Annotated in this window: 12 protein-coding genes; 6 read left to right on the top strand and 6 right to left on the bottom strand. The window is 70.0% G+C overall.

The window, feature by feature from the left end; translation table 11 throughout:
• Positions 1-86: 86 nt before the first annotated feature.
• Positions 87-539, bottom strand: a complete 453-nt coding sequence (locus tag FHU30_RS03855) for a gamma-glutamylcyclotransferase family protein (RefSeq protein WP_253871915.1) — start codon at positions 537-539, stop codon at positions 87-89.
• A gap of 73 nt (positions 540-612) precedes the next feature.
• Between FHU30_RS03855 and FHU30_RS03850 the strand changes: the two genes are divergently transcribed.
• Positions 613-1,998: an NAD(P)H-quinone dehydrogenase gene (locus FHU30_RS03850; protein ID WP_253871497.1), complete on the top strand. Its 1,386-nt coding sequence runs from the start codon at positions 613-615 to the stop codon at positions 1,996-1,998.
• Positions 1,999-2,104: 106 nt separating this feature from the next.
• Here FHU30_RS03850 and FHU30_RS03845 read toward each other — a convergent pair whose 3' ends face one another.
• From FHU30_RS03845 to FHU30_RS03830, 4 genes are all read right to left on the bottom strand, one after another.
• On the bottom strand, positions 2,105-2,434 hold the full coding sequence (locus FHU30_RS03845) for a DUF5313 family protein (protein WP_253871496.1): 330 nt from the start codon (positions 2,432-2,434) through the stop codon (positions 2,105-2,107).
• A 171-nt stretch (positions 2,435-2,605) separates the two neighbouring features.
• Entirely contained in the window at positions 2,606-3,865 is a 1,260-nt protein-coding gene (locus FHU30_RS03840; RefSeq protein WP_253871494.1) for a hypothetical protein, read from the bottom strand.
• Positions 3,866-5,963: 2,098 nt separating this feature from the next.
• Positions 5,964-7,736 (bottom strand): acetyl/propionyl/methylcrotonyl-CoA carboxylase subunit alpha, encoded by a 1,773-nt coding sequence (locus FHU30_RS03835; RefSeq protein ID WP_253871492.1) that lies wholly within the window; start codon positions 7,734-7,736, stop codon positions 5,964-5,966.
• Positions 7,737-8,848: 1,112 nt separating this feature from the next.
• Positions 8,849-9,097 (bottom strand): type B 50S ribosomal protein L31, encoded by a 249-nt coding sequence (locus tag FHU30_RS03830; RefSeq protein ID WP_253871490.1) that lies wholly within the window; start codon positions 9,095-9,097, stop codon positions 8,849-8,851.
• Positions 9,098-9,278: 181 nt separating this feature from the next.
• Between FHU30_RS03830 and FHU30_RS03825 the strand changes: the two genes are divergently transcribed.
• The 5 genes from FHU30_RS03825 (at position 9,279) to FHU30_RS03805 (ending at position 15,851) form a co-directional block, all read left to right on the top strand.
• Positions 9,279-10,031, top strand: a complete 753-nt coding sequence (locus FHU30_RS03825; RefSeq protein WP_253871488.1) for a hypothetical protein — start codon at positions 9,279-9,281, stop codon at positions 10,029-10,031.
• A gap of 278 nt (positions 10,032-10,309) precedes the next feature.
• The gene (locus tag FHU30_RS03820) at positions 10,310-10,582 is read left to right on the top strand and encodes a WXG100 family type VII secretion target (RefSeq protein WP_117361367.1); all 273 of its coding nucleotides are present in this window, start codon (positions 10,310-10,312) and stop codon (positions 10,580-10,582) included.
• Positions 10,583-11,290: 708 nt separating this feature from the next.
• Entirely contained in the window at positions 11,291-11,530 is a 240-nt protein-coding gene (locus FHU30_RS03815; protein ID WP_253871486.1) for a hypothetical protein, read from the top strand.
• A gap of 35 nt (positions 11,531-11,565) precedes the next feature.
• The gene (locus FHU30_RS03810) at positions 11,566-13,707 is read left to right on the top strand and encodes a hypothetical protein (protein WP_253871484.1); all 2,142 of its coding nucleotides are present in this window, start codon (positions 11,566-11,568) and stop codon (positions 13,705-13,707) included.
• A 1,226-nt stretch (positions 13,708-14,933) separates the two neighbouring features.
• Entirely contained in the window at positions 14,934-15,851 is a 918-nt protein-coding gene (locus FHU30_RS03805; RefSeq protein ID WP_253871482.1) for a helix-turn-helix domain-containing protein, read from the top strand.
• Here FHU30_RS03805 and FHU30_RS03800 read toward each other — a convergent pair.
• Positions 15,845-16,948: an NADAR family protein gene (locus tag FHU30_RS03800; RefSeq protein ID WP_253871480.1), complete on the bottom strand. Its 1,104-nt coding sequence runs from the start codon at positions 16,946-16,948 to the stop codon at positions 15,845-15,847. The genes FHU30_RS03805 and FHU30_RS03800 overlap by 7 nt on opposite strands.
• Between the last annotated feature and the right edge of the window lie 17 nt (positions 16,949-16,965).

Genomic DNA, 16,965 nt, shown 5'->3' with positions numbered 1-16,965 from the left:
GCCGTCCGTGCCGCCCCTTCGGAGGCGTCCGCGTCGCCGCTGGGGACCGTCCGCGCTGCCGCTGAGGCCGTTCGTGCGGCTGCGGGTCAGTCGCCTATGGATTTGCAGGGGCGTTCGCGCAGGGCCTTGACGTAGTCGTCGGGCGCGCCGGCCTTCTCGGCGGCGTCGGCGAGGATGCCGAGGTACCGCGCGGACGGCAGGCCGCCCTCGTAGTCGTCCAGGACGTAGATCCACGCCAGCGCGTCGCCGTCGAGGGTCTGCACCCGGATGCGGATCTTGCGGTAGACGCCGAGGGCCGCGCCCTCCCACCCGTCGAGCTCCTGCTCGTCCCAGTCCGGCACGTCGTACAGGACGACGAACACCTGGTCGGAGCGGTCCTCGACGACGGTGGCGAGCGCGCCGTCCCAGCCCTTGTCCTGCCCGCCGAAGGTCAGTCGCCAGCCGGACAGCCACCCCGTCCCGCGCATCGGGGAGTGCGGGGCCCGGGCCGCCATCTGCTCGGGGTCCATGTTGGAGGCGTACGCCGCGTACAGTGCCACGTCGGCCAAGCGTACGCCCCTCCATACCCGGGCGGGGTCCGAGCACCGGGGAGAGTGCAGAAGAATGGGGGACGTGACGCGCATTGTGATCATCGGAGGAGGCCCGGGCGGCTACGAGGCCGCGCTCGTCGCCGCGCAGCTCGGCGCGGACGTGACCGTGGTGGAGCGCGACGGGCCGGGCGGCGCGTGCGTGCTGTCCGACTGCGTCCCGTCCAAGACGCTGATCGCGACGTCCACCCGGATGGCGGTGATGGGCGAGTCGTCCGCGCTGGGCCTGCGGTTCAGCGGCGGCCCGGACGGCATCGTCGGCGGCCTGGAGGTCGACCTCGCCACGGTGAACAAGCGCGTCAAAGACCTCGCCCGCGCGCAGTCGTTCGACGTCGCCGAGCGGCTCGCCTACGAGGAGGTCAAGATCGTCCGGGGCGAGGCGCGGCTGGTCGAGCCGCACGTCGTCGCGGTCGGCGACCGGCGGATCAACGCCGACATCATCCTGATCGCCACCGGCGCGACCCCGCGCGTGCTGCCCAGCGCCGAGCCGGACGGCGAGCGCATCCTCACCTGGCGCCAGCTCTACGACCTGCCGGAACGTCCCGAGCACCTGATCGTCGTCGGGTCCGGCGTGACCGGCGCCGAGCTGGCCGGCGCCTACCTGTCGCTCGGCTCCAAGGTCACCCTGGTCTCCTCGCGCGACCGCATCCTGCCGACCGAGGACGCCGACGCCGCGTCCGTCCTGCAGGAGGTCTTCCTCCGCCGCGGCATGCGCGTCATGTCCCGCTCCCGCGCCGCCGGCGCCGAGCGCACCGGCGACGGCGTCACCGTCACCCTGGAGGACGGCACGAAGGTCGAGGGCTCGCACTGCCTGATGACCGTCGGCATGATCCCCAACACGTCCGGGATCGGGCTTGAGGACGTCGGGGTCGCCCTGGACAGCCGCGGCTTCGTCGTCGTGGACAAGGTGTCCCGGACGTCCGTCCCGCACATCTACGCCTCGGGCGACTGCACCGGCGTCCTCATGCTCGCCTCGGTCGCCGGCATGCAGGGCCGCATCGCCATGTGGCACGCCCTCGGCGAGGCCGTCCAGCCGCTCAAGCTCGGCTGGGTCTCGTCCAACATCTTCACCGACCCCGAGGTCGCGTCCGTCGGCGTCACCCAGCACATGGTCGACACCGGCGAGGTCAACGCGCGGACGGTCATGCTGCCGCTGTTCACCAACGCGCGCGCCAAGATGCAGGGCTTCGAGGACGGCTTCGTCAAGCTCTTCTGCCGCCCGTCCACCGGGATCGTCCTGGGCGGCGTCATCGTCGCGCCGCGCGCGTCCGAACTGATCCTGGGCGTCTCCCTGGCCGTCCAGCAGCACCTCACGGTCGACCAGGTGGCCCACACCTTCGCCGTCTACCCGTCCCTGTCGGGCTCCATTACGGAGGCGTCCCGCCGCCTCATGTCCGAACACGCCTTCTAACAGCAACGGCCGGCGGCGGGACGCCCTCGTCGCCGACCTCAGTACTACCGCTCCGGCAGGGCGCCGCCGGCCTAAGCGCCACCACTCGCCCGGGGCATCGCCGTCCTCAGTGCTGGCGCTCGCCCGGCGGCGGATCGAAGCCATGCCGGTGGAGGCGTGAGCGGCGTAGATCCTCCGCGCTGACGACGACGGTGAAGGTGCTGGTCAGCAGCGCCAGCAGGGCCACCGCGCCGCGCAGCCACAGCGGCCCGGGCAGCAGCCCCAGCGCAAGACATATCGGGATCATCAGCACGAGATGCCGGACCACCAGCCGCGTCCGCCATCCCGCGTCCGTGAGGTCGTGCCACACCCAGTCCCGGTTGTCGGACGGCAACCGGAACCCCAGCGCGTACCGCACCTGCCTCAGCGGCCCGGGATCTCCCGGCAGACGTCCCATCCCCGTCCCATTCCTTCCGACGAAGACTATGTGCCCACCTCCGAGCCCCCAGCACCCCCACGGGCCGGACGCGGCGTGCGGGGAGGGGCGGGCATGAACGGGCCCGGCCCGCGTCCCCTGGATCGTGGACGCGGGCCGGGCCTGCGGTGACGCTATGCGCTGGGCTTGGGCTTACCAGTCGCCTCCGCCGCCCCAGTCGCCGCCACCGCCGAAGTCGCCGGAGCCGAAGTCCCAGCCGCCGCCGGCGTCACCGGAGTCGCCGCCGAACCCTCCGCCGTCGCCACCGCCGCCCATCATGTCGTGGTGGCCGCCCCAGCCGCCGCCCATCATCGAGCCGAGCATGGTGCCGATCATCATCCCGGACAGCAGGTCCATGCCGCCGTAGGACTGGTAGTAGCCGCCCGCGTAGGGCGCGTAGGCCGGTCCCGCGTCCCAGTAGGGACGGCGTCCGTCGCCGTAGGGGACCATGCGGACGTCGGGCTGCCCGCCGCTCAGCACGGCCTGGGCGTCCGCCGCGCAGGCCGGGACCGAGCGCGGCGCGCCGCCGACCGGCGCCCACATGACGTCCTGGACGGACGGTCCGTGCTGCGGGTTGAAGAAGCAGGGCGCGCGCCGCTCGGGCACGGGCCGGCCGTCCAGCAGCGCGCGGCACGCGATCATGTGGAAGCGGCCGTCCTCCAGCGCGGTGGTGACGGGCTGCATGTCCTCGGGCCGCCGGGCGTTCTCCGTGGCGGCCTTGGCCGCGTCGTAGGAGTTCATCGCCTGCTCGTACTCGGACTTCGCCTCGGCGTTCACGCCCGGGTCCATGACGTTGAGGTCGAGGGCCGCGATGTCCTCGCCGAGCTTGGTCACGTCCTCCTCGACGCCGCGCTTGAGCTCCGCCATCTGCTTCTCCTGGCGCGTCCGGCGGCGCTTGCGCACGACCACGAACGCGGCGACCGCGCCCGCGACGACCAGGACCAGCACGCCCAGCACCACGAACATGCCGACGGTGCCGGACTTCTCCTTGTCCGCGGCCTTCTTCTCGGCCTTGTCGGAGAAGTCGATCACCCGCTGCTTCAGCGGCTCACCGGACACCTGGCTGACCAGCTTGTTGGCGTCCTTCGGGGACAGGTACGAGCCCTTCTTGGCGAGCGGGAGCATGTGCTGGCCGTCCGCGCCGATGGCGACGTAGACCTTGCCCTTGTCCACCCGCTGGGCGACGCTGCGCAGCATCCGGACGGTCGCCGACTGCGAGTTGTTGCTGTCGGTGACGACGACGCGGATGTCCGCCTTGGAGTTCTTGCTGAGAGCCGCGTTCATCTCCGCCACGTCGGACGGCGAGACCTGCGAGGCCACGCTGCTGTCCACGTAGACGCGAGAGCCCGACAGCCCCTTGGCGATCTGGCTCACCGAGTCGTCCGCCCGGGCCCCCGCCCCCCACAGACTCACCAGCAGGACGGTCAGTACGGCGACCCCCGCCGCGAATACACCACGCCTGGCCGTACGCCGTGGCCTGTTATCGGATCTCATGATTCTCAGTCTGCCTCCTTGCTGGATAAGACGAGCTCAGCCCCGCAGACGTTCCGCCCCGCCCCGCAACCGACTCCGAACAACCGAGACCTTAATCACAGCCCCCCGACCGCCCACTCCCCGAACCCCACCCCGCCCAGAGTAAGCGCCCCACCCGCACAAGGTAAGCAAGTCCCTAACCTTCGCTTACTTCCCCCTATCCTTACCCGCCGCCAACCAACCCCCAGAACTGCCCCCTCCCACCCCCCGCCGTCGCGCAAAGTCACCGCGTCCACCCACATCCGATGCGGTGCGGAAGCGCGTCGCAGCCGCCGAGCATCCAAACCGGAACGCGAGCACGCAGCGCCCGCCCAGCCGTTGGCAGCCCCCTCCCGCGACGAGCGCACCGCGCAGGGGGCCTGGCGCACCTGGCCGTAAGACATCCAAGGACGCAATGGGCCGAGCCGCTGGCGGCCCGGCCCCAGTACGCGACGAGCGCACAACGCTGCAGGCGCCCCGCACCTGACCGCCAGACGTCCATGCGGGACACGAGGACGCAACAGGCGGCCCAGCAGTCGGCGGCCCCCTGCGGCGCGGGGCGCTGCGCGGTGAGGCCGCGCACCTGACCGCCAGACGTCATAGGGACGCAAGGAGGCAGCTGGCCGCCAAGCAGGTGGCGGCCTGGCCTCATGCGCGGCGGGCGCGCTGTGCGGTGACCCGCCGCGCACCTGACCAACAGGCGTCCAGAGGGGACGCTAGGACACAGCCCGCCGCCGAGCCTGTGGCGGGCCTGCTCGGCGGCGGGCGCGCAGCGCGTGAGCCGGTGCGCACCTGGCCATCAGGCATCCAGAGGGGACGCGAGGACGCAGCGAGCGGGTGGCGGGTCCCATGTGGGACAGGCGCTGCGCACCTGGCCGTCGTCGCGCGGCCAGATGGGGATACGAGGGCGCAGTGGGCCATCGAGCGGGTGGCGGGCCCCAGTGCGCGCCGGGCGCGCAGCGCAGTGGGCGCTGCGCACCTAGCCGTCAGGTGACCAAAGGGTTGCGAGCAGGCAGTACGCCGCCAAGCCGATGTCGGACTCCCAGCGCGCGACGGGCGCGCAGCGCAGTGGGCGCCCCCACCTGGCCGTCACCGTCAGGCGTCCAAAGGGGCGCGCGAAGACGCGGTAGGCGGCCGAGCTGGTGGCGGCCTCCCATTTCGTGAGAGGCGGGCCGCCGAGCCGGTAGCCGACCCTCTGTGCGCGACAAGCGTGCAGTGCGGCGGGCACCGAGCACCTGGCCGTCCGGCGTTCGGAATGGACGCGAGGCCGCAGCGAGCCGCCGATCCGGTGGCGGGCACCTGTGCGCGACGGGCGCGCAGTGCGGTGCGCCGCGCGCACCTGGCCGTCAGGCGTCCAGAGGGGGACGCGAGACGCACCAGGAGGCCCGGCGGGGGCGGCCTCCCAATGCGCGAGAGGCGGGCAGGGCGGTGGGCGCTGCGCACTTGGCCGTAAGGCGTCCGGAAGGACGCGAGGACGCTGCGAGCCGGCGGGCCGGTGGCGGGCACCTGTGCGCGACGGGCGCGCAGTGCGGTGGGCGGCGCGCACCTGACCGTCAGGCGTCCAGAGGGGACGCGAGACGCACCAGGAGGCCCGGCGGGTAGCGGCCTCCCAATGCGCGAGAGGCGGGCAGTGCGGCGGGCACCGCGCACCTGGCCGTCAGGCGTCCGGAATGGACGCGGGGACGCAGCGAGCCGCCGAGCACCTGTGCGCGACGGGCGCGCAGTGCGGTACGCAGCGCGCACCTGGCCGTCAGACGTCCAGGGGGGACGCGGGGACGCAGTAGGCGGCCCAGCGGTGGTGGGACGCCGGTGCGCGACGGGCGCGGTGTGCTGTGGGCGCTGTGCAGCTGACCGTTAGGCATCCTAAGGGGGACGCGAGGGTGCAGTGGGCTGCCCAGCTGGTGGCGGGGTCCCCAATGCGCGGCGGGTGCGCATTGGGGGCCTGCCAACGAGCGACAGGTGCGCAGCGCGGGGGCGCTGCGCACCCGGCTGTTAGGTGTTAGGCGTCCTTGATTTCGCAGATTACGGCGCCGCTGGAGACGGTTTGGCCGACGGCGGAGGAGAGGCCGGTGACGGTGCCGGCCTTGTGGGCGGTGAGGGGCTGCTCCATCTTCATGGCCTCGAGGACGACGACGGTGTCGCCGGGGGCGACGGTCGCGCCGTCCTCGGCGACGATCTTGACGATGGTGCCCTGCATGGGGGAGACCAGGGCGTCGCCGGACGCCTGGGCGGCGGCTCCGCCCTTCTTGCCGCCGCGGCGGCGGGCCGGGCTGGCCTTCGCGGCGGGGGCGGCGGAGACGCCGAGCGTGGACGGGAGGGTGACCTCGATCCGCTTGCCGCCGACCTCGACGGTGACGGTCTCGCGGGTCTGGTCGGCGTCCTCGTCCTCGGCGGCGGCCGGGGCGGCGAACGGCTCGATGTCGTTGTCGAACTCGGTCTCGATCCAGCGCGTGTGGACGGTGAACGGGGAGTCGTCGTCGGACGGGACGAACGCCGGGTCGTCCAGGACGCGCCGGTGGAACGGCAGGACGGTCGGCATGCCGTCCACGACGAACTCGTCCAGCGCGCGACGCGCCCGCTCGGCGGCCTGGCGGCGGGTCGCGCCGGTCACGATCAGCTTGGCGATCAACGAGTCGAACTGCTGCGGGACGGTCTGCCCCTTGACGTAGCCGGAGTCGAGCCGGACGCCGGGTCCGGACGGCGGCTGCCAGTCGGTCAGCGTCCCGACGGCGGGCAGGAAGCCCCGGCCCGCGTCCTCTGCGTTGATCCGGAACTCGATGGAGTGGCCGCGCCGTTCGGGGTCGCCGTAGCCGAGCTCCTCGCCGTCGGCGATGCGGAACATCTCGCGGACGAGGTCGACGCCGGTGACCTCCTCGGTGACGGGGTGCTCGACCTGGAGGCGCGTGTTGACCTCAAGGAACGAGATCGTCCCGTCCTGCCCGACGAGGAACTCGCAGGTGCCGGCGCCGACGTATCCCGCCTCGCGCAGGATCGCCTTGGACGAGGTGTATAGCAGCTCCACCTGCTCGTCCGACAGGAACGGCGCCGGGGCCTCCTCGACGAGCTTCTGGTGGCGGCGCTGCAGCGAGCAGTCGCGCGTGGACACGACGACCACGTTGCCGTGCTTGTCGGCCAGGCACTGCGTCTCGACGTGCCGCGGCTTGTCCAGGTACCGCTCGACGAAGCACTCGCCGCGTCCGAACGCCCCGATGGCCTCGCGGACGGCCGACTCGTACAGCTCGGCGACCTCGCTCAGCTTGCGGGCGACCTTCAGGCCGCGTCCGCCGCCGCCGAACGCCGCCTTGATCGCGATCGGCAGGCCGTGCTCCTCGGCGAACGCGACGACCTCGTCCGCGCCGGACACCGGGTCCTTGGTGCCCGCGACCAGCGGCGCGCCGACCTTCTGCGCGATGTGCCGGGCCTGCACTTTGTCGCCGAGCGCCGTGATCGCCGCCGGGGGCGGGCCGATCCAGGTCAGCCCGGCGTTCTCCACGGCCGCGGCGAAGTCGGCGTTCTCGGCCAGGAACCCGTATCCGGGATGGACGGCGTCCGCGCCCGACTCGGCGGCGACCTTCAGCAGCTTCTCGATGTCCAGGTAGGACTCGGCGGCGGTCGTGCCGCCCAACGAGTACGCCTCGTCCGCCACCCGAACGTGCAACGCGTCCAAGTCCGGCTCGGCGTACACCGCGACACTGGTCAACCCGGCGTCGCGGCAGGCACGGGCAATACGGACCGCGATCTCCCCGCGGTTGGCGATCAGGACCTTGCGCACGTGGGTCTCCTCACTCGACTCGCACGCGCAGTCTAGATAAGGGTCGTTCGCCCGCCTACGTAAGCCCCGCCTTATCGGCCTGCCCGGAAGGTCCGCCCTCCGGACCCGGCGGGCCGCCGAAGCCGTCGATCAGGCTCGCGGGTTAGGGGTGAGTGAATGCTCACTCTGGGTGGGTGAGTATTCACTAACGGGGTGGATGGCCTGGGACGGTGGGGTGGGCGTCCACTCACCTCGGGGTGCCGCGCGCCGAGCCCCCTCCTCCGGACAGGGGGAGACGCGATCAAAGAGTGTGGCCATCGACAGGGGTCGAACCTCTCCGAAACAGCCCTCCCAACCGCCCAATCTCGAAGAAGAACCCCCCGAACCCCACCGCCCCACGCCATCCACCCCACGACGCCTCCGCGCCCGGCCCTCCACTCCACTACGCTCCGCGCCCGGCCCTCCGCCGCACTACGCTCCGCGCCTGGCTTTCCGCCCCGCTACGCCTCCGCGCGTCCGACCTTCCACCCCGCTACGCCTCCGCGTCCAAGCATCCGTCGCGCGCTGCATCTCTGCGCCTGGCCATCCGCGCGCGCCTGGCCATCCGCGCGCGCCTGGCCATCCGCGCGCGCCTGGCCATCCGCGCGCGCCTGGCCATCCGCGCGCGCCTGGCCATCCGCGCGCGCCTGGCCATCCGCGCGCGCCCGGCCATCCGCGCGCGCCCGGCCATCCGCGCGCGCCCGGCCATCCGCGCCGCTTCGCTTCGCGCCCGGCCGTCCACGCTGCCGCATCTCGTGCCCGGGCCGTCCGCGCTGCTGCGCCTCGCGCCCGGGCCGTCCGCGGCGCTAGGCCTCGCGCCCCAGCCATCCGTCGCGCGCTGCACCTCTAGCCCTGGCCATCCGTGCCGCCACGTCTCGCGCCCGGGCCGTCTGCGGCGCTAGGCCTCGCGCGCGGCCAGCCGTTGTGCTCTGTGTCGTGGGATGCGAGCGTCCCTCGTCCGTCGCCCTCGGAACTTGCGTTGTCGATGTGCTGGACGTGTGGTTGCTGCTGGCGGCGTCCTGCGTGGGGGAGGCCCGAGGTCCGGGCATGGCGAAGCTCCCGGCGGTGCGTCGCCGGGGGCTTCGGAGCAAGAGTCAGGACTTGCGGTTGTAGCGCCGGTTGAACTTCTCGACGGCGCCGGTCGCGTCGACCAGCCGGCTGCGCCCCGTGTAGAAGGGGTGGCTCGCCGAGGAGACGTCCACGTCCACCACCGGGTAGGTGTTGCCGTCCTCCCAGCCCACGGTCTGGGTCGGTTGGACGGTGGAGCGCGTCAGGAACGCGAAGTCGGCGCTGCGGTCGCGGAACACGACCGGACGGTACTCGGGGTGGATGCTCTGCTTCATGATCGCCTCCGGACGACGGGTGGTCGGTGGCGATACGGGCGGTTCGCACCTCCCGCATCGGGACGCCCCGTACAACCCGATGGCAATGGTTTTCATTCCACATGCCCGAAACGGGTCTCCCAGAGGTGTGATCAACCGGTGTATCTTCTGCGGGGATCCGCGGAGTTTCGCAGGGAGTCGCATGATTCGGCACTGGTCGCGGGCGGTCCTGGCGGCCGCACTGGCCTGCTGTGTCGCCGTCCCCTCCTCCGCGCGTCCGAGCCGGCCGTCCGTGGACGCCGACACGACCCGCCAGCTGACCGTCGCCGCCAGCGCCCTGCTGGACTTCCGCTCCCAGGCGCTCGTCGAGCGCCGCCGCCAGGACCGCCGCCCGCCCACCGAGGTCCTCGGCGTCAAGATCGCCCCCGACCTCGCCGAGGACCAGCAGCGCGCCGTCCGGGAGCTGGCCAACCGCAACCGCGCGCCCGTCCCCGGCGGCCCCGCCTACGTCGCCGCGCGGACCCGCCTCTCCGCCGAACGCGCCGTCCGGCACGGGGACCGCATCACGCTGGACGTCACCGAGCACACCGACCTCAGCTACGGGGACGGACGGATCGAGCAGTCCGTCCGCCGCCGGTTCGAGTTCGTCCGGAAGGGCGAGCAGCTCGTCCTGGTGGGCGAGCGGGTCACCGATCCCGGCGCGCACCCCGTCAACGACCCGGATCCGGACGACCAGCCGTCCCCGCCCAAGCCGAGCCCGACGAGTGAGACGCCGGAACCGACGCCCACTCCCACGACGCCGAGCCCCAGCCCGTCCCCGACGACGCCGAGCCCGTCGCCGTCCACGCCGTCCGGGACGCCGTCCAGCCCGGTCTCGCCGTCGACGCCGCCCACGACGCTGCGACCGCCGGTCCCGATCGTCCCGCCGATCACGCTCACCCCGCCGTCCTTCTGATCAATGGCATTTCGTCCGCTTCGTCCGGACGTCAAAACAGAGGTCAGAATGCGGCGAATACGTGATCGTGAAGAGCGCCCTGGCCGGATCCGGCCAGAGCAAGCCGGTGGGAATGGGTGCCAATCGGAGCGGGAACCCCGTTGTGCGTCTGGCTTCCTGTGATCGGTGGGGCGTAGTCTGGCGGGCATATTCTTCGGGGCCCGGAGAACGCTCCACGGCGCGGCGGAGACCGCCCGGCGTGGTCCAGCGATCGCAACCAGCGACGAAAGGGTCGAAGCATGAGCGGTGACAAGCGCGGCGCCAGCATCGGGGCACTCGAAGACCTGTCCCGGATGTTCAGCAAGCACTCCCGGAACCTCGACGCCCTCATCAAGGACCTGAACGGCCGCACCGTCAGCAGCACCGAGGTCTGGTGGGGCCCCGGCGCCGACCGCTTCCGCAGCGCGTGGGCCGAGGCCAAGACCGCCTTCGACAAGATGGCGCTCGCGCTCGAAGAGGGCAGCCAGGACATCAAGCGCTCCCAGCAGAACATCGAGGCCGCCACCCGCTGACCGCGGCCCCCCAGGACCGCGGGTCCCGACCCATCCCCCCGAGGTCGGGACCCGCGCCCGCCATCCCCGCCGACCAGGCCACACCCCCCGCCGCCGCGGGCCGCGAAGCCCCGCTCATGCCCGCCCGGTAGGCCTTCGGACGCCCTCCCCGCCCGCACGCCTCGACCGTGCAACTGCCGGACGCGTCCCCACACGCCTAGCCCCACGCGACTCCGAAACGCGCCCGTTAGCCCGGCCTGGACGTCCAGCCCCCGCGACGCCCGAACGCGTCCGCCCTGCCCACCGGGACACGAAGACCCCCACGACTCGCAACCGCCGTGCCCGCCCGCGCACTGCTGAGCCTGCCCGGCAACGCACGCAAGCCTGGCCGTGCGCGCTTCAGGACGCCCTGCCTCCGCGCAATTCCTAACCTGCGAGGCCGCCACCGCACCCGCCCGGGAATACGCCGTGATCGGCCCCGTGCCCAGCGGCCTCGGCCCCCGGCGATGCGTTCTGGCCCGGCATAGCCGTACCGCAGTTCGGACCGACCAGAATCCATGCATTCGCCGGACCGCGGACGCGCGCCAACCCCCCAACTCCCGCCCGTTCCGCGAAGCATGCCCTATCCGCCACCCCACCCTGGGTCACGATCCAGAAACAGACAGTCGCGGCCCCGTTCACCCCAACTCCGCCATGCCAAAGTCAAGCAACCGACGACGGAGGGTGACGATGGCCGGACCCGACGCGGTGGAGCTCCGGATGCTCCTCGGACGCGTGCAGCGCCTTTCGGACGACCACTGGCGCCTGCTGTCCGGCCCGCGCATGGCCATGGCCGACCACGCCTGGGTCGGCGGCGCGTCCGCACGTGGTTTCGCGTCCCGCGTCGAGGACGCCGAACGCCGCCTCCAAGCGCAGCTCGCCAAGTCCGTCCAACTGGTTCGCGACAAGTCGAACGCCCCGGTCCTCTAATGGGCGACGCCTGGCTCAGCCCCGACACCTGCGGCGTGAAGCTGAACGAGTTCGAGCACATGACCCGCCAGATGACCCGCGCCGCCCCGGCCCTCGCGGACCTGGCCGACCAGCTCTGGCAGACCCTGAACGCCGCCGGCGTCTCCACCGCCCCCGCACTGGAGATCCGCCGCCTCGCCGCCTGGGCCACCGACGCCGCGTCCGACCTGCGCCGCCGCAGCCTCCTGGCGCACGACCTGGACCGCGAACACATCGCCATGAAGATGTGCACACCGGACGGCACATACCTGACCCTCCCAGACCGCTACACCGACCAGGTAGCGCACATAGAGGGAGCCCGCGCCGCCGACGCCCTGCGCCGAGCAGCCGCCGGTGACCGAACCGCTTGGGACGAGCTCAACCGCATCCGCCCAGAAGACGTGACCCCTTCCTTCGCCCAATCCCTCATGGCGTCCTTGGGCCCCACCAACCTCCTCGCCATCCCTATCGCACTGGCCAAACCGCTATCCGGCGAAATGAACCTGGAGCCGGCAGACGGAAGCCTCCACATCGTCAGCGATTCCCGCCTGAACGCGGACGCCAAGAAAGCCCGCACCATACTCACATTCCTCGCCCGCTCCCTGGCCACCACAACCGACCCGCAAAGCAAGGCCTACCTAGGCGACCATTTCCTGGACCAGCTACGCGATGCGGGCCGCTCCCACTTCCCTCCCGAAGCCCCGCCAACCTCACGCACAGACGGCTACCAATCCCTAGCAACAATATTGGCCTCATCGGGACCCTCAAAATTCTCCCCAGCATTCTTCCGCGTAGTCGGCAACGACATGATCGCCTACGACAAAACCCAGCGAAAGAACACCTCCGAAATAGTCACGGACCTGAGTGGCCATTTCCACCTAGGCAACGCCCTCGACCCAGGCGCCACCAAGGTCGTCCGCGACCAGGCAGGCCTAATAAGCCGCCACGGCTCCTACCCTCAACGCGAACTCCTCTCCCCACTCCTGGAGGCCGCCGCCCACTCAGGCCGAGACGCCGCCCAAACCCTCCTAACAGGCTGGCACGGCCCCTTCGCCCCCAAGGACGAATCCCTCAACAAGACATCCAACCTCTACTACCTAATCCACGACCTCCGACCCGACTGGGGCAAAACCGACCACGCCAAGGCCCTAGCCGCCACCCTCCAAACCGCCGCCTCCGGCCAGGACCCGGCCTCAACGGCAATCGCCCTCCAGGCTGCAAAAGCCCTGGCCGACAACGCGCGCACCTACTTCAAACCGGACACGGCCCAGAAAAAGATGACCGTGGACAAAGATTCGGCAGACGACCTGTCGGCCTTGCGTCCCGCAATGGCTCAAATCTTGTCCAACCACATTGACCGCCTGCACTCCATCTACCGCTACCTCCACTACACCACCACCCCCGACACGTCCGGCCTGGAAAACGGAGACCTCGACTACGTCCTCCTGGACGTCTGCCGAGACGCCAACGCCTACGACACCCTCCTCAAAGCTGAAATCGTTCACGCCCGCCTAGCCGTAGACGCAGCCATAGCCAGACCGGGCGACGTCACCCGCAACCTTGAGGACGCCCTTCCAAGCGAAGGCTGGATGTTCGGCCGCCTCCTTGAAGCACGAACCCGCACAGTGCAAGCAGAGACCGACCGCCTAGAAGAGTCCAACGCCCAGCTACGCGAGCACGTGAACCAACTGGTAGGCCTCATCCCAGTCGCCTCCCTCTACGGCAGAGCCGCCCAAGCGGCACCCGCCGCAGGCGCAATAGCCGACCAGGCAACCCCCAAACTCCTAGGCGCCCTCGAAACCTGGATAACCCAACGCCTGGCCGAACACCCCGACCCGACCATCCTCGCCCCCAAATCCAACACCGAAGCCACCCAACGCCTCTTCTCCCAAATGATCGCCTCCTCGATGGTTCAGCACCGGAAGTTTCCCTTGGCAGATGCGCGGGGTGAGCCATTCGGAACTGGCGATGGCCATTCCGTACTCAGAGCGCCTGAGTCTCTAGGGCATGTGGAGCTTCAGCGGTTCATGGAATGGGCGCGTAACCGAGCAGGGTTCGATCATTTCGAAGAGATATCTCGATCCACCCTTGAGCAAGGGAGAAGTGAAGTTGCAGGCCACTTTGGCAATGATCTCGATGCGCACTTACCATCAAGCTGACTGGATGCATCAATGAAGGCGAACAGAATCGCGCAAGTATTGTTGGTCGCCTCCTGTTTGGCTGCCTGCAGCGGCGAGAGGCGCGACATTGCGATACAGCCTTCTGGATCCTTGAAAGTAGTTGACGCATCACCCTATATTTGTGATCTCGTGCCCGAGCGTGCATTCCGGCTAGTGACCGGAATTAAAGAACCTCTAGCTCCTTCATGGGGTGAGCGGCGGCAGCCGGACCACGGGCTGTGCCTGGCGTTTTCAGCAAGTCGGCAGCCGCCATTGGCGGTAAGCTGGTCTTACAATGCCATCGAGCGAACACCTGGCGATCATGTCCTCGACTCTAAGGATGAGACAGTGCGCCCGCTTCCTCTCGTCCTCGGAAGGGGGAGAATTTATGTCGGAAGCAGTGCCGGCTCCACCGGGCGCTCGAATTATGTGATAGCGGTTTTTATGTGCGGAGGGAGGCCGCTCTGGTTGAGTATCGATTTCGTGCCAGTGATGAGCGGGCGAGATGCGGCGCGAGATCTGACGGCATTCATGTCGATCGCGGAAAAGCGCTTCGGTGAGATTCATTACTGCGCACCTCGACCGGCATAATTGAGTAATGGTGAGTCGTTGATGCCGCTAGAGGCCAGTGAGGCCAAAATGGCGATATTGGCGTACCGCTGACAGTCGCCGACCAGCGTCCTCAGGAAGAGCGGCTTAAGGTTAGTTGAGTCGGGCAGGGCCTCTCTCGCTATGGACGCGGCTAGAGTCCTAAAGTGGTGTCCCGGTCGCTGGCATCCTATGCCACTCTTGTACCGGCCAACGGATAAAGGGCTGTTAGCTCCGTGGACTCACGGTATACGAGGCTGCCTCGGGCATTGCCGAGCGAGAATTGGACTCCGGTCCCGCCTGACTTTATCCGCCAGAGTGCGCGGACTTTCTGCCTGCTTCGTTGCAAGAGTGCCGATATGGCGGGCAACCGAAACCGCCAACGCTGGATGGACGAACGCATCCTTCGATCCTCGTCCTGCATATTGACCGCCGATGGGCGTGGTCTGCCTGGAGGCAGCGACTTCCTGTCGACGTGTCACTGGGTGTGAGGCGCGCGGCGCCGAGTCCTGTGGTGTAGGCATGTTCGCCGCTGTCGCAGACGAGGTTCTGCCTCGTCCTGCGGCGGGGCTTGGGCGTTGGGGGAGATTTCGGAGTGGGGTTGCGGCTCCAGTGGGGGGAGGTTGGAGGGTTGGGGGGTGGATGACGGAGTGGGGTTTTTGATTGGGGAGTTGGCGCGGCTTGGCGGGGTTTCGGTTAAGACGGTGCGGTTCTACTCGGATGAGGGGCTGGTGCCGCCTGTGGGGCGGAACCATGCTGGTCAGCGGGTTTATGACGTGCGGGCGCTGGCTCGGTTGGAGCTGGTGCGGACGTTGCGGGAGCTCGATGTGGATCTGGCGACCGTTCGGCGGTTGCTGGAGCGGGGCGTGACGTTGGCCGAGATCGCGGCGGTGCATGCGGAGGCGCTGGACGCGCAGATCCGGACGTTGCGGTTGCGGCGGGCGGTGTTGCGGGCGGTGGCGCGCAGGGGATCAGGACCCGAGGAGTTGAAGATCATGCATGAGTTGGCGCGGTTGTCCGCGGAGGAGCGGAACGCGATCGTTCACGAGTTCATCGATGCGACGTTCGGCGGGCTGGAGGCGAACCCGGCGTTCGTGGCGATGATGCGGTCGGCGATGCCGGAGCTGCCGGACGATCCGGAGCCCGAGCAGGTGGAGGCATGGATCGAGCTGGCCGGTCTGGTTCGGGACGAGGAGTTCCGGGCGGCGGTGCGGCGGATGGCCGAGTATCAGGCGGAGCAAGGGGAGGCCGAGCTGCATGGGGAGCTGTCGCAGCTGATCATCGAGAGGGTCGGTGCGGCTCGGGAGGCCGGGGTCGCGCCGGAGTCCGCGGAGGGCGGGGCGATGGTGGACGAGCTGGTCGGGAGGTATGCGGAGACGTTCGGGGTCGTCGATACGCCGGCGTATCGACGTGATGTGCTGCGCCGGGTGGAGGTGGCGAACGACCCGCGTGCGGCGCGGTACTGGGCGCTGCTGGGGAAGATCAACGGGTGGCCCGCGCAGCCGGATCTCGTGCCGGTTTTCGACTGGTTCGTCGCGGCGCTACGGGCTCACTGAGCGAGTTCGGAGCGGATGAGTTCGAGGAGGCGGCCCATCCAGTTCCGGCCTTCGCGGGGTCCCCGCTCGGTCCAGTACGGGGATTCGGAGTAGCCGGTGTAGCGGATGCGGGCGGTGCCAGTGGCCAGGAGGATGTCGGCCATCGCGGGGTGTTGCGCGAACTTGGCGCGGAGGATTTCGGCCATGATCGCGACGCGGCGGACGGGCCAGTCGGGGTGGAGGGGGCATGATCCGCCCAGCTCCTGTGCGTCGCGGACGTCTGTTGTGTCGCGGATGCGGTCGTGGTCGGCGGGGGAGGCCACGGCCTGCGCCCAATATGCGTGGAGGACCGTCCGATATGTGTGGCCGCGGTAGGCGATGGGGCACGGGAACTCGTTGCGGAGGACGGCGTCGTCCATCTGGGACGGGTTGACCCGTTCGTTCGAGGTGAGGGTCGGCGCGGGGGTCGCCTCGTCGTCCGCGTGGCGGAGGGCGAGCTTGGCGCGGAAGTGTTCCTCACCTCGGTCGCCGGCGTCGAAGTACTCCTTGACCTGCAGGTACATCTCCTCGGTGGCGATCGGGCCGTCGCCGCCGACCGGTTCGCCGGGGTCGGTGGCGAGCTGCCGCAAGGGGATGTCCTGGAGGTCCATGTCGCCGAGGACGTAGACGCGGTTGTGCGCGGGGATCGCCAGGTAGGCGTTCCGGACGAGGCGGCGGTTCGTTTCGGTCGGCTCGTCCTGCCAGCGGCGGATCGCCTCCCAGCAGCGGTCGGAGCTCGTAGGGTGGCCGTTCAGCTCGGCGATCTTGTCCAGGATCTCGGCGGCGAAGCCGTCCTCGGTCAGGGGCTCCGGGTATCGCGCTGACCAGCGGGGACGCTGGGGTGGGGCGGTCGTGGCCGGTTGCTCGGGGTCGCGGAGCCGGATGCGTCCGTCGGCGAGGCGGCGGCGCAGGCCGTCCAGGTCCATGCCACCGTCGCACTCGATGTGGCCGTCCGCGTAGACGAACAGGTCCACCACGGCGGGGCGCGTTGAGGACGGCCGGGACGACCAGGCATGACACCAGACGCCCGTGATCGCCTCGCCGTCCACGATGCGCTGGGTCGGACCTTTCCAGATCATTCCGGCACCTTAGTGGC

This window comes from Actinomadura rupiterrae, from assembly GCF_024172125.1.
Lineage (GTDB): Bacteria > Actinomycetota > Actinomycetes > Streptosporangiales > Streptosporangiaceae > Spirillospora > Spirillospora rupiterrae.
The sequence above is the reverse complement of the archived record's forward strand: the minus strand, read 5'-3'. Positions and strand labels throughout refer to the sequence as shown.